A 12,953-nucleotide genomic window follows, 5' to 3' on the forward strand; every position below is an offset into this window, starting at 1 on the left:
GCCTATATGGAGAAAAACAATATGGATCACAATACACGGCTTTGGGTAAGTTTTGATGCCCCGCATTTGGGGGCTAATATTCCTATTGGCATCTCACAGGCGCTGCATTTTTATGCTTACACTGCAGGTCAAGAGAATGCCAGGGAATCGTACGAAGAAAAACTCACTTCCACGGCAGCAAAACAAATGCTAATAGAGCAATATTATGGTGTAGTGAATCAAAGGCTGAACAATACTGCTGAATTCAGGCAAGAATTTATGACTGAACTAGAAAGTAATGGTTTAGCAGGTTCTAATGGCTTTCCGGTTAATTTAAGAAAAGTATCCCTTTTAAATGGCACCACTTTGGGAAAAAAGAACAATTCTCAAGGTGAAAATTTCCTTCATCTCGAAGGAAAAAAATTAGGCATATTAGTAGCAGAGGCAACTTCTAACTTTATGCAATCCCCAAATGTTCAAAACAGGACATTTAAAGGGGTCATAGCCGCTGGCACTTGGTTACCACCATCAGCCGGTATATTTAGCACTGAAAAATACATCACAAATATAAATCAAAATGGAGCCATGGACGTAACAGCCGGAGCATACCAGCCTACTGGTGCGGAAATACATGCTCAATTTTTGGATGGGTTCAATGAAAAAAACCTCAATATTGTCGCTAATAGTCATTTAGACAATCATACCTTTATCCCTACAGTAAGTGCCTTGGCATTAGAAAACCCCGACTTCAATTGGTCGAATGCCTTAAACAGAAATTTAGTTTGTACAGGTGAAACACCCTTTGACAGCTACTATGCTCCAGAAAATAATCAGCAGCATATTACACCAACTACTGATAATGTAGCATGGATAATGGAGGAGATAAACGGAAATTCTCAAGAGCCGGTAGTAAGATTGTTTCAACAAGATTTAGCTGGAAGTGAGAGGCTTTGCTACAATCAGTTGAAAACTTATTCCTTTGGAAATTGCAAATTAGGCAGCCCTGTTACCTCTTGGAACACTACTACTAACTTAAATATAATGAGTAGTAGTTCAAGCAGTATTACAGTAAAGGAAGGGAGTAGTAGCTTTCGTGGCTATAAATATATAACTGCTAATTTTGCTGATGGCACTAGTTTGACGAAAAAAGTATATGTAGGAAGACCAGCAGACCCATCACCAGTTCAAGGCTCTTCTGATGTAGTACCCAATGCATGGGAATATTATTCTGTGCCTGCCCAAGCCGAAGCAAGCAGTTATAACTGGGTGATTCCTTCCGGTTGGAGCTTCCACCATACTTCCTCTACCACTAGTAACGAGGTTTTATTGGTGACTGGTAGTTCAAGTGGTTATGTCAGGGCAAGGGCAAATAATGCTTGTGGTAATTCCAATTACCGCTCAAAATATGTAACGGTTTCCGGTAACGACTGTGGTAGTCCTGTTTGTTATTTTACTTATTCCCCAAATCCTGTTGAGGAAACCCTGACCGTTGAGATGGAGCCCACAAACTTTGATGTTCTTTCCAATGATAAATATCAAATCAGCCTTAATAATCAATATGGAAAGGTGGTTTATGAGGCTGAAAGCAATAGCATTTGCCATGATATTGATATGAAAGAAATGCGAAAAGGAATGTACAGAATAAAGGTGAGCTATAAAGGAAAACAACAAATTGCTAAGATTTTAAAGCAATAAATTTCACTGATCTGAATGCCCAAGTCTGACTACTATCAATAGTCAAACTTGGGCATTATTTTTAAGTAATATTCTGAATTTGTACCCAATAGCCACTCTAGTGCACGTTGCGAAACATAATGCGTTCCAACTGCTTTTAGAAATAAAAGCCCATCTTAAACCTTAAGTTAGATTATTTTAATCATAATTTTATTATCTTAACTTTATAGTGTAACACGACTTTTTCCGCCATTTTTTCATAAAATCACGGTTTTTATCATAAATTTCGCTTATTTCGTGTTTCTATTTTTTATCTATGGAGTATTTGGAAGCATTTGATTCGATTAGGCCTTATAATGATTCAGAGGTGAATGAAGCCATTCAGCGCTTGATTCATCATCCGTTTTTTGATCAAGTTTCTAAAAGAGTTTTCCCTGATAAATCAGTGGATCAACTGAAGGCTGCATTAACTGACGTGAAAACCGTTAAGGATTTCCAAAAAGTAATGATGTATCCTACTGCGCGTAGAGTACTCGACAATAGCTCGGACGGAATTTCACATGATGGGTTTGATAAAATTAACCCAGATAAATCTTATCTTTTTATTTCTAATCACAGAGATATTGTACTCGATTCTACTATTCTAAATGTTTTATTATTTGAATTAGGAGTAGATACCACTGAAGTAGCTATAGGTAATAATTTATTAGTAAATCAGTGGGTAACAGATCTGGCCAAACTTAATAAGAATTTTATTGTCAATAGAAATATCCCGCCTAGGGAAATGTATTCCTATTCTCAGACCCTTTCTTCCTATATTAGACACACAATATTGGAGCGAAAAACCTCCATTTGGATAGCGCAAAGAGAAGGTAGAACCAAAGATGGGGATGATCAAACGCAACAGGGCTTGCTGAAAATGATCGGCTTAAGTGGAGGAAGAGATTTTTATGAAAATTATGCTCCATTAAGAATGGCTCCTATGGCCATTTCCTATGAATATGACCCTTGTGATGTTTTAAAAGCCAGAGAGATAGCATCAAAGTTGGCTGGTAAACCTATTGAGAAAACACCTGAGGATGATTTGCAAAGTATGATTGCGGGCATAACAGGAGTGAAGGGAAGAGTTCATATTTCCATCGGGAAAATAGTGGATGAAAAATTGCAGGAAATTCGTGAAATCAAAAATAAGAATGATCAAATGCAGGCTTTAGCCGATTTAATTGATGAGCGTGTGCACAAAAGCTATAAACTTTGGCCAAATAATTTTATTGCTTACGATTGGTTGTATGAAGAGCGGTTTTCAGATCATTATACAAAAGAAGAAGCAGAAAAATTTGAGGCTTACCTACATAAGCAAGCCCAAAATTTCTCTGCTAATTTTAATGAATTAAAAGATCCGCTTTTGGCTATGTATGCCAATCCCGTTAAAAATAAATTAAAAGTTGAAGGAATGGCAGAGAGCGAATTATATAATTTTTGCTCTTACTTCAAATATCATTTCAGCTTTAATGTCAGTTTTTGAGTTTGTTGTTTCGCGGGTTACTGCTTCAAATTCAAGGCTGTAAGTGTCCTCTTTGATGTATTCACTCAAATCTGTCCCTGTAGTTTCTAAATCTAATGTACTGCCAACATTTTCCGGAATATCTTGATTTTCAGCTATTAATGTTTTGCCTTCAGTATCATTTGATATATAAATCTTCAAACTTTTCAAAAAAGTAAAAGTCCTGTCATTTGGATTAGTAATGGAAAGTTTAAGTTCACTTAAATTCACATTTTCTACCAAATCAGCTCTTGTATTATTATTCTCAAAAGTTTGTTGAGAAGAAGTGTTAATGTCAGGCGTACCAACATCAATAGGTACATTCACTAGTGAGGAAGAGGGTACAGTGAATTCTGCAGAATTATTAATATTAAAGGTGGCAATCTCATCAATCTTTTCTTGGATATTGCAGCCTGTAAAAATTAGTAATCCAGTAATTAATAAAAAAAATGTAGTCTTCATAAATTAAATTTTAATTTGTTGCAAGGTACGGAGAATTAGTGGAATTGGATGTAATGTCGCCATTTTTCTAATACTTCATTCAAATCTTCCGGCAGTTCGGAATCGAAATGAACTGGCTTATTATGAGATGGGTGGATAAATCCTAATGATTTGGCATGTAAAGCCTGTCTTGGAATAATTTTAAAGCAATTGTCCACAAAAGACTTATATTTTGAAAATTGCGTTCCTTTCAAAATCCTATCTCCTCCATATGTTACATCATTAAATAAAGGATGACCAATATATTTCATATGGGCTCGAATTTGATGGGTTCTACCTGTTTCCAAGTTACATTGAATCAAGGTAACATATCGTAATCTTTCTAAAACTTTATAATGCGTGATGGCGGTTCTTCCAAAGTCGCCTTCCGGAAAAGCATCCGTAATTCTTCTGTCTTTAAAGCTTCTTCCTAGATTTACATCAATTGTTCCTTCATCATCTTCCATTTCACCCCAAACCAAAGCATAATATGTTCTTTCGATGCTATGATCGAAAAACTGTTTGGCCAAGTGAGTCATGGATTTTTCGGTTTTGGCTATTACCAAAAGCCCGGAAGTGTCTTTGTCAATTCTATGCACAAGACCGGGTCTGCCTTCATTTCCCTCCATTTCAGGCAGTTGTTGAAAATGATAAGCCAGTGCATTCACAAGAGTTCCTTCCCAATTTTGATGAGCTGGATGGACAACCATTCCGGCTTCTTTATTTACTATCAGTAAATCGGAATCCTCATAAACAATATTTAAAGGGATATTCTCAGGTTTTACTTCCGTATCGCGTGGGGGCTCAGGTAAAGCAATTCTGATGCTGTCATTAGGATGAACTTTATAATTTGGCTTAATAGTTTCTCCGTTAACCTGAACAAAACCATCTTTAATAGCTTTTTGAACTTTATTTCTGGTAACATTTGGAAGCCTATCCATTAAAAATTTATCTATTCTTAATAAATCTTGTTTAGGATCTACTTTTATTTGATGATGTTCAAATAATCCATCATCTTCTTGCTCTATTTTTGATATATCTTCTTGCATAATTTCTTTCTATCTGCAAAGTTAGTAAAAAGATAGTGTGAACGAACACTAGATTTATTTTGATGGAAGTTTAAAAAGTTAGATATTTATTGCGGTGTATGATAATAAAAAGATGTTAAGATATTTTTGCAGTATACTATTATTGCTTTCGACAATGTTTTGCCAGGCACAATCTGTCTGGGATAAACTAAATAAGGACCCCTTTAAAAATTCTCAAGTTTATTTCGGTTTTAGGGCAGGAGCTAATTATACTACCGTAGATGTAATTAATCGGTATTCTTTAATCAAACCGACCACAAGTTTGGATGAAGGCCTATATGATAAGAAATACCAGGAAGTAGAAAATATGGGGATTATTTATGGAGTCACCTTTCTTTATCAATTTGAACAAAGATTAGTATTAGGAGCTAATGCATCCGTAAATCAAATTCGTTTTCAGTATACACAAGAACAGCCAGGATCAACCAGAAGCGTAAATTTTATACATAATCACGATCTTAATTATTTAGATGTGCCAGTTTTCTTTAGATTTATGTTCAGAAAAGTCAACAGTCAATTTTGGGATAAGTCGAGTAGGAAGCCAACTGTTCCTGCCGTAATTCCATTTGCTCAAGCAGGTTTAAATTTTTCGATGTTGATCAATGCAAATAAAGAATATACAAAATTCACTACTCAAAATGGTATAGAAAGCCAAGAGTTTCAGAAAAACGAGGATATAAAATCAATTATGTCACCTTATACAGTAGGGGCATTTATAGGGGTAGGGGCCAGGATTAGAGTTAGTACCTTTTATATTACAGCAGAAGCCAATTTTAGAAAAGGTTTGAATAATGCAAATAATCAAAATGCTCGATATCTAAATGATAATCTTCAAAATGAGGCGTATGATATTATGGATGATTTTAGTTTTCAGTCAGTTGAAGCTTTAATAGGAGTGATTTTTCCTTTAAAATATTTAAGTAAGAAAGAATTTATGCCGGTTGAAATATGAAAAATGTATTACTTATTATATCGGTCTTGTTTCTATATTCTTCCTGCAGTGAGGATTTGGTAGAATTTACACCTACCGAAAAGTTTAATAGTATTTTTGATAATCCATCAGAAGGGCTTAATTATAAGCCTTTAGATTTAATCGAAACTGATGATGGGGGTTTCCTGATATTATCAGCATTAGCTAATGAATCTATCTTTGTATTGAAAGTCAATAATAGAGGTGATTTTCAATGGAGCAGGCAATTAGAACCTCAGTTTGTAAGTGCTGTTCCAAATTTGATCAGACAAGGTAGTAATTACTATTTTATTGGAAGCACTCTACCGGATTATACGGCAACGCTCTTTGAGATTAATGATTTGGAGCAAACCATTGAAGCTTTAAGGACTTATAATACCTATCGCAAACCCTTAGCTTTTAATAATCTGACTCCAGACACTTATTTGCTGCTCACTTATAATGATACAACAGGTACCGTTCTAAGTAAAATTCAAGATGGCTTTGCAATGGAATGGGCCAGGCGGTATGATGATATTAATGATGCACATCAGAAATTGCAGGCTTTTCGAAACTTAAATAGGGCTGATTTCTTTGTAGATTCTTATAATGCTGGTTCTGTTATTTATTTTAATTCATTAAGAGTTGAAGGCCTAAGCTTGACCTATACAAATGATCAAGGCATAGAAACCGGTAAAATTAGAGGGTCTCAAAGAAATATGATGAACTCTTTCACTCCAACTGGAAATGGATTATTAGCATCAAATTATATATTCAACAATCAATCTTATTTTATAAGTAACTATCAACCGATTGTAAATGATTCTATTAATCTCCAGATTTTAGGGGGACAAATTTTGCAAGACAGATTAAGTATTCAAAAGGCAACAACTACTCAAATTTCGGTTGGAACGGTTAATTATCTGGTTAATGCATATACCACTCTCGATGGAAGGATAAAGCTTAACTTTTATGATTTCCAAAATGGGAGTCAAATTGCTATTAAATACATTGGAGGAGTCGACCCTTTGGAGGTTATAGAAATTATCCCTACAGCAGATGAAGGAATGGCAATTCTTTCTAAAATAACCATAGGAGGTTCCAAGCAAAGGATTAACCTCCTGAAGATTCCTAAAAATGAGATTATAGAAATATTGTAATATCAACAATTTGAAAAAAATTATCGTTATTATTTTGCTATGAATAAATTCATTTTAAGTATATTTCTTCTCACTTCTATTTTTTCCACAACTAAAATTTGGGCTCAGAATGGTGAGCTAAAAATTATTGATGTGCCTGAATTGGAAGAGATTATGGTGCAATCCGAAGGAGATACTCTTAAAGTAATTAATTTTTGGGCTACATGGTGCAAACCTTGTATTAAAGAACTACCATATTTTGTAAACGCACAAAATCAATTTCCTGAGGTAGAGTTTATCTATGTGAGTATAGATTTTTCAGAAAATGCTTCAAAAGCAGAAAAATTTGCTCAAAAAAAGAATCTCAATCCTTCAGGGCTATTTTTAATAGATGATGTGGATTATAATTCCTGGATTGATAAGGTTTCCCCTGAATGGTCTGGAGCTATACCGGCTACTTTGATAATGAAGGATAGTAAGAAATACTTTTATGAACAGGAGTTTCATGAAGGAGAATTAGAAGAATTGATAAAACAAAAATTAAATTAATATAACATGAAAAAGTTAATTTCATTATCGTTTGTACTATTTGCTTTATTGGCTTTTAGTTTTGAAAAAGGTGGATACGAGCTTGGGGACAAAGCAAGAGATTTTTCCCTTAAAAATGTAGATGGAGAAATGGTTTCCATGGATTCTTATGAAAATGCAAAAGGCTTTATGATTATTTTCACTTGTAACACTTGCCCTTATTCAGTTGCTTATGAGGATAGAATTATAGCGCTTCATGAGAAATATGCAGACAAAGGTGTGCCTGTAATTGCCATCAATCCTAATGATGCGGAAAAATCTCCTAAAGATTCTTTTGAGAAGATGATCGTAAGGGCAGAGAATAAAGGTTTTCCATTTCCTTATGTTTATGATGAAACGCAAGAAATTACTAAAGCTTATGGAGCAACCAATACTCCTCATGTTTATGTATTGGATGCAGACAGGACTGTGAAATACATTGGAGCTATTGATAATAATACTAAATCAGCCGAAGATGCGGATAAAAAATATGTAGAAGATGCAGTTGATGCTATTCTTAGTGGGAAAGAAGTACCGGTAAAGAAAACCAAAGCAATAGGATGCACCATTAAGTGGGCATCTTAATTTTTTTTCTTAAAGCCATTTACCACAAAAGCTAACATAACCGTTAGCTTTTTGTGTTTGACGCTCAGTATGTTCCGTTTTTTTTAAATATTAGCATCTCTTAAATCTCATTTAAATTATTTTCATTTGTAACTAATTCTCATGAATTACGCTTACAGTCTTACAAACAAACTTTTTTTTAAGATGAATAAAATAATTTTAGTATTGCCATTTTTGATTTTAAGTTCAATTTTAGTTAAAGCTCAGTCCGAAGATCAAAGTGGAATAAGGGCTTCTTTAAATCTCTCCAATTTATATGTAGATGAGGTGAATGATGAAAATACAAAACCAGGTTTTGCGGTAGGGTTTTATTTCCGTAAAAGTTTATCTGACCAAATCAGTATTCAACCAGAGATTAATTACAGCTTAAAAGGATCTCAAATCAATTACGATGGTGGTTTTTTTACTGGAGGAAGCGGTAAGTATAGATACAATTTATCTTATATTGAAATTCCTGTTTTAGCGAATTTTCATGTAGGAGAAAGCTTATATTTTAGTGCTGGTCCATACGTTGCTACATTAATTGCAGCCAAGGTAAAAGATGTAGATGGAGATGGAAGTATTAACAGTGTTGAAGAATACGATAGGGATGATTTTAATACCTTTGATTATGGTGTAGCAGCAGGAGTTGGTTTCGACTTTACAGGCGGAACAGCTGGTGTTAGATATAACTACGGATTAGCTGATGTTGCTCCTGAAGATCGTGGTTTGGATAATGGAAAGAACTCAGTATTACAATTTTTTATAGGGTTCGAGTTTTAAAAATCTTTATAATAGATATAATGAAGCACAGTTGTTGATAGCAGCTGTGCTTTTTATTTTTCTAGCACCATTTCCAATAGGTCATCTAAGTACTTTCTATTATTTGATAATCTAGGCACTTTATTCTGCCCACCTAATTTTCCTCTTTTCCTCATCCATTCATAAAATGTCCCTTGTGGTACTTTATGAATCACTAAACAATGAAGTGCGATATCTTTGTATCTTTTTGCATCATAATCAGAATTTATTTTCCTGATTTCATCATCTAATACTTGTGCAAAATCTTCAATTTTATCAGGTTCTTTTTCAAATTCTATTACCCATTCATGTGCTCCTTTTTTACCTTGTTCCAGATATTTTGGAGCAGCAGTAAAATTGTCAATAATCACCCCTGTTTTATTACAAGCAGTAGCGATAGCTTTTTCAGCATTTTCTATCATCAGCTCTTCGCCAAATGCATTGATAAAATGTTTAGTTCTACCACTAATTTTAATTCTATGAGGGTCTAATGAAGTAAATCGAATAGTATCTCCAATTCGATATCTCCACAAGCCTGCATTAGTGCTTATAACTAATTCATAAACTTTATTGAGTTCAACATCATCCAAACGAATTGTTTTAGGTTGCTTTTGATCCGTATTTTCCAAAGGGATAAACTCATAGAAGATGCCATAATCTAACATTAAAAGCATTTCGTCAGAATCTTTTCTGTCTTGAATTCCGAAAAAACCTTCTGAGGCATTATAAGTCTCCAGATAATTCATTTTCGGTGATTTGATTAAATCCCTGAAAAGTGGTTGGTAAGGTACAAAAGAAACAGCTCCGTGAATGAATAGTTCTAAATTTGGCCAAACTTCTGATATATCGTCCTTACCACTTAGCTCGAGGATTCTTTGCAATAAAACTACCGTCCACGTGGGGACGCCTGTAAGGCTAGTGACATCTTCCTTCATAGTAGCCTTAGCCATTGCTTCAATTTTACCTTCCCATTCGTCCATCAAAGCTATTTCCAAGCTAGGGGTTCTGATAATCTGAACCCAAAAAGGAAGATTTTTCATGATGACAGCAGAAACATCACCATAAAATGAGTTAGAATTATTGTCAAACTGATTGACTTGCTGGCTTCCGCCTATGCTTAAATTTTTGCCTGTAAATAGCCTGGATCCCGGATTGTTGTTAAGGTAAATAGATAGCAAATCTTTACCGCCTTTAAAATGGCAATCTTCAAGGGCTTCATCTGAAACTGGAATGAATTTACTTCTATCGTTGGTAGTTCCGGATGATTTTGAAAACCATCTGATTTCTGTGGGCCAAAGGATATTTTGATCACCTTTCAATAGTTGATCTATATAAGGAAATAATTCTTCGTAAGTATGTAAAGGAACTCGCTCCTGATAATCCTTGAAATTTTTTAATACTTCGAAATGATATTCTTTTCCAAATTTTGTGTTCCTCGCTCTATAAATGAGTTTTTGAAGCACTTCACTTTGCACTTCATTTGGGTATTTCATGAAAAGCTCCACTTCGTGAATTCTTTTCTTCATTACCCAAGTCATTATAGAGTGGAGGAATTCCATAGCTTATAGTTTTCGTTTTAATTCGAAATGCTTACCTAAATAAACTCTTCGCACTTGTTCATCATTAGCCAATTCTTCAGCGGTACCGGCCTTCAATAATTTTCCTTCAAACATTAAATAAGCCCTATCAGTGATAGAAAGTGTTTCATTAACATTATGATCGGTGATAAGGATACCAATGTTCTTTTCTTTCAATCGTCCTACTATGGTTTGAATTTCCTCCACCGCGATAGGATCCACACCTGCAAAAGGTTCGTCTAATAAAATAAAAGCCGGATCCATTGCTAAAGCACGTGCTATTTCTGTTCTTCTTCTTTCTCCACCGGAAAGCACCATACCTTTATTCTTTCGAACATGCCCTAAGCTAAATTCTTCTATTAAGCTTTCCATTTTCTCTTTTCTGGCCTCATTGCTGATTTTTCGCATTTCCAAAACAGCCATTAGGTTTTCCTCCACAGTAAGAGATCTAAAAACAGAAGCTTCCTGAGCCAAATAACCAACACCTTTTTTGGCTCTTTTATACATAGGCAATCCAGTAATATTTTGTTCATCCAAATAGATTTGCCCCGAATTTGGCTTCACCAAGCCCACTATCATATAAAAAGAAGTGGTTTTACCGGCACCATTTGGGCCTAAAAGTCCAACAATTTCTCCTTGCTCCACACTTACGGAAATGTGGTCTACTACAGTTCTTTTTGAATATATCTTTACAAGATTTTCAGCTTTTAATATCATTTTTATTTATTTGTTTTGAAGCTTCAAAGCAACAAACATACCTAATTAGCAAATTAACGAAAATTATCACTCAATGCGGATATCTTTTAGATAAAGCTGTAAAGATTTTGTACCATTAAAGTGATTTTCTTGAATGGTAAATGCTAGTTCAAATGCATTTGAATTCATAATAAGCGACTTATATTCGGCCATTCCAAAACCAATAGCAGTAATTTTATTCTTACCTTTCTTATCTTTTACAGTCAGCTTTAAATGTTTTTCTTTAAGTATCAAGGGGTCACCTAGTATGGTTAAATGTTTTGCTGCAAAAACGGGTTGCATATTTCCCGGCCCAAAAGGATCCATTTGACTCAATATGGAATAAAACTTATCTGTTATTTGATCTATTTCAATATAGCTATCGATTAGGACTTTAGGGATTAACTGTTCTTCTGTTATGTTCTTTTGAACTATTTTCTCAAAAGCAGCAGAGAAATTAGAAATTTGATCTATTGATAATGTTAAGCCAGCAGCATGTTTGTGGCCCCCAAACTGATCCAAATGTTCTTTGCATGATTCTATTGCAGAGTATAGGTCAAAACCATCTACTGATCGAGCCGAACCCGTGGCTTTTCCATTGGATTCGGTCATGATTATCGTGGGACGGTAATGATGCTCAATACATCTTGAAGCTACAATACCAATTACGCCCTTATGCCAGTTTTTATTGAATAAGACAGTGCTTTTTGCAGTGAGCATTTCGCTGTTTTCTTCAATAGTCTTTAAAGCTTCACTTGTAATGTTCTGATCAAAGTCTTTTCTGGTGGTGTTTTTATTAGAGACATTTTCAGCAATAATTAAGGCCTCATCTTCGTGTATTGCAGTTAATAACCTTACCGCTAGGTGAGCATGATCAATTCTTCCTGCTGCATTTATTCTTGGCCCTAATTGAAAGACCAAATTTGAAATGGTAATTTTATCCTTCAGTCCTGAGGCTTGAAGCAATGCTTTAATACCGGGTCTTGGGTTGAAGTTTATTTTTTCAAGACCATAAAATGCCAGCGTTCTATTTTCTCCGGTTACTGCTACAATATCAGCTGCAATACTTATAGCCACCAAATCGAGCAATTCAAATGCGTGATGTTCGGGGATTTCTTTTTGAATACAAAATGCTTGAATGAGTTTGAAGCCAACCCCACAGCCTGATAATTCTTTATATGGATAAGAACAGTCTTTTCTTTTAGGATCTAAGATTGCAACCGCTGCCGGTAATTTTTCACCCGGGTTGTGGTGATCGCAAATTATAAAGTCAATATTTTTTGAATTGGCATAATCAACTTGATCTATTGCTTTTATACCGCAATCTAAAGAAATGATAAGCTTGCAGTTCTTTTCCTCAGCATAATCGATGCCTTGTTTAGAAATGCCATAACCTTCCAAATAACGATCGGGAATATAGTAATAAAGATTTTGACAATAATTTTTTAAGAAACTATACATCATTGCAACTGATGTAGAACCATCAACATCATAATCACCATATACGAGAATAGGCTCTTCGTTTTCGATAGACTGTATTAACCTAACAACAGCTGTTGACATGTCCCTCATTAAAAATGGATCGTGGCAATCTTCAATTGAAGGTCTGAAGTATGATTTTGCCTCACTATAGTTTTTGATCCCTCTATTTATCAATATTTTGGATAAAATAGGATTGATATTGATGGAATGACTTAATGCATCAATGTTATCTAGCTTAGGTTCTGGTGATAAAATCCACTTTTTTTGTTTTGGCATATTGCAAAATTAAAAAGGCTTCGAACAATATCGAAGCCTTCTTTGAAATGATTTTCTAAA

General features: G+C 34.7%; 12 protein-coding genes. 7 read left to right on the top strand and 5 right to left on the bottom strand.

From position 1 onward, the window contains the following. Together Q0L29_RS15335 and Q0L29_RS15340 are read left to right on the top strand one after the other, a co-directional pair. On the top strand, positions 1-1,674 hold a 1,674-nt coding region (locus Q0L29_RS15335; RefSeq protein ID WP_296623055.1), incomplete at its 5' end, for a T9SS type A sorting domain-containing protein. Between the two features lie 295 nt (positions 1,675-1,969). Beyond that, complete coding sequence (locus Q0L29_RS15340) at positions 1,970-3,178, top strand: 1-acyl-sn-glycerol-3-phosphate acyltransferase (protein WP_296623056.1); 1,209 nt, start codon at positions 1,970-1,972, stop codon at positions 3,176-3,178. On the opposite strand, the gene Q0L29_RS15345 is transcribed toward Q0L29_RS15340, so the two are convergent. Both Q0L29_RS15345 and Q0L29_RS15350 read right to left on the bottom strand, forming a co-directional pair. Continuing rightward, entirely contained in the window at positions 3,122-3,658 is a 537-nt protein-coding gene (locus tag Q0L29_RS15345) for a hypothetical protein (RefSeq protein ID WP_296623057.1), read from the bottom strand. The two genes, Q0L29_RS15340 and Q0L29_RS15345, sit on opposite strands and share 57 nt — an antisense overlap. 35 nt (positions 3,659-3,693) lie before the next feature. Continuing rightward, positions 3,694-4,725 (bottom strand): RluA family pseudouridine synthase, encoded by a 1,032-nt coding sequence (locus Q0L29_RS15350; RefSeq protein ID WP_296623058.1) that lies wholly within the window; start codon positions 4,723-4,725, stop codon positions 3,694-3,696. A gap of 112 nt (positions 4,726-4,837) precedes the next feature. Here Q0L29_RS15350 and Q0L29_RS15355 point away from each other — a divergent pair, with 112 nt between their 5' ends. From Q0L29_RS15355 to Q0L29_RS15375, 5 genes are all read left to right on the top strand, one after another. Continuing rightward, positions 4,838-5,716 (top strand): hypothetical protein, encoded by an 879-nt coding sequence (locus tag Q0L29_RS15355; RefSeq protein ID WP_296623059.1) that lies wholly within the window; start codon positions 4,838-4,840, stop codon positions 5,714-5,716. Next, complete coding sequence (locus tag Q0L29_RS15360; RefSeq protein ID WP_296623060.1) at positions 5,713-6,873, top strand: hypothetical protein; 1,161 nt, start codon at positions 5,713-5,715, stop codon at positions 6,871-6,873. The genes Q0L29_RS15355 and Q0L29_RS15360 overlap by 4 nt, the downstream gene beginning before the upstream one ends. Before the next feature lie 39 nt (positions 6,874-6,912). Next, positions 6,913-7,401, top strand: a complete 489-nt coding sequence (locus tag Q0L29_RS15365) for a TlpA disulfide reductase family protein (RefSeq protein ID WP_296623062.1) — start codon at positions 6,913-6,915, stop codon at positions 7,399-7,401. Positions 7,402-7,407: 6 nt separating this feature from the next. Further along, positions 7,408-8,004 carry a thioredoxin family protein gene (locus Q0L29_RS15370; protein ID WP_296623063.1) on the top strand — a complete coding sequence of 199 codons (597 nt, stop codon included), beginning with the start codon at positions 7,408-7,410 and terminating at the stop codon, positions 8,002-8,004. A 183-nt stretch (positions 8,005-8,187) separates the two neighbouring features. Next, positions 8,188-8,805, top strand: coding sequence for a porin family protein (locus tag Q0L29_RS15375; RefSeq protein WP_296623064.1), 618 nt, complete (start codon positions 8,188-8,190; stop codon positions 8,803-8,805). Positions 8,806-8,858: 53 nt separating this feature from the next. Here the strand turns inward: Q0L29_RS15375 and Q0L29_RS15380 are convergent, their stop codons facing one another. From Q0L29_RS15380 to recJ, 3 genes are all read right to left on the bottom strand, one after another. Next, positions 8,859-10,349: a GH3 auxin-responsive promoter family protein gene (locus Q0L29_RS15380; protein WP_296623065.1), complete on the bottom strand. Its 1,491-nt coding sequence runs from the start codon at positions 10,347-10,349 to the stop codon at positions 8,859-8,861. 36 nt (positions 10,350-10,385) lie between these two features. Beyond that, positions 10,386-11,117 carry an LPS export ABC transporter ATP-binding protein gene (gene lptB / locus Q0L29_RS15385; protein WP_296623066.1) on the bottom strand — a complete coding sequence of 244 codons (732 nt, stop codon included), beginning with the start codon at positions 11,115-11,117 and terminating at the stop codon, positions 10,386-10,388. A gap of 66 nt (positions 11,118-11,183) precedes the next feature. Then, a complete protein-coding gene (gene recJ / locus Q0L29_RS15390; protein ID WP_296623068.1) occupies positions 11,184-12,893 on the bottom strand; it encodes a single-stranded-DNA-specific exonuclease RecJ in 1,710 nt (569 codons plus the stop codon). Positions 12,894-12,953: the final 60 nt, after the last annotated feature.

The sequence above is a fragment of the Marivirga sp. genome, assembly GCF_024636815.1.
GTDB lineage: Bacteria > Bacteroidota > Bacteroidia > Cytophagales > Cyclobacteriaceae > Marivirga.

What these genes read in the sequence shown, in the direction of transcription:
- Q0L29_RS15340 (WP_296623056.1), top strand. Translation starts at nt 1,970, where the DNA reads ATGGAGTATTTGGAAGCATTTGATTCGATTAGGCCTTATAATGATTCA.
- Q0L29_RS15345 (WP_296623057.1), bottom strand. Translation starts at nt 3,658, where the DNA reads ATGAAGACTACATTTTTTTTATTAATTACTGGATTACTAATTTTTACA.
- Q0L29_RS15350 (WP_296623058.1), bottom strand. Translation starts at nt 4,725, where the DNA reads ATGCAAGAAGATATATCAAAAATAGAGCAAGAAGATGATGGATTATTT.
- Q0L29_RS15355 (WP_296623059.1), top strand. Translation starts at nt 4,838, where the DNA reads ATGTTAAGATATTTTTGCAGTATACTATTATTGCTTTCGACAATGTTT.
- Q0L29_RS15360 (WP_296623060.1), top strand. Translation starts at nt 5,713, where the DNA reads ATGAAAAATGTATTACTTATTATATCGGTCTTGTTTCTATATTCTTCC.
- Q0L29_RS15365 (WP_296623062.1), top strand. Translation starts at nt 6,913, where the DNA reads ATGAATAAATTCATTTTAAGTATATTTCTTCTCACTTCTATTTTTTCC.
- Q0L29_RS15370 (WP_296623063.1), top strand. Translation starts at nt 7,408, where the DNA reads ATGAAAAAGTTAATTTCATTATCGTTTGTACTATTTGCTTTATTGGCT.
- Q0L29_RS15375 (WP_296623064.1), top strand. Translation starts at nt 8,188, where the DNA reads ATGAATAAAATAATTTTAGTATTGCCATTTTTGATTTTAAGTTCAATT.
- Q0L29_RS15380 (WP_296623065.1), bottom strand. Translation starts at nt 10,349, where the DNA reads ATGAAGAAAAGAATTCACGAAGTGGAGCTTTTCATGAAATACCCAAAT.
- lptB (WP_296623066.1), bottom strand. Translation starts at nt 11,117, where the DNA reads ATGATATTAAAAGCTGAAAATCTTGTAAAGATATATTCAAAAAGAACT.
- recJ (WP_296623068.1), bottom strand. Translation starts at nt 12,893, where the DNA reads ATGCCAAAACAAAAAAAGTGGATTTTATCACCAGAACCTAAGCTAGAT.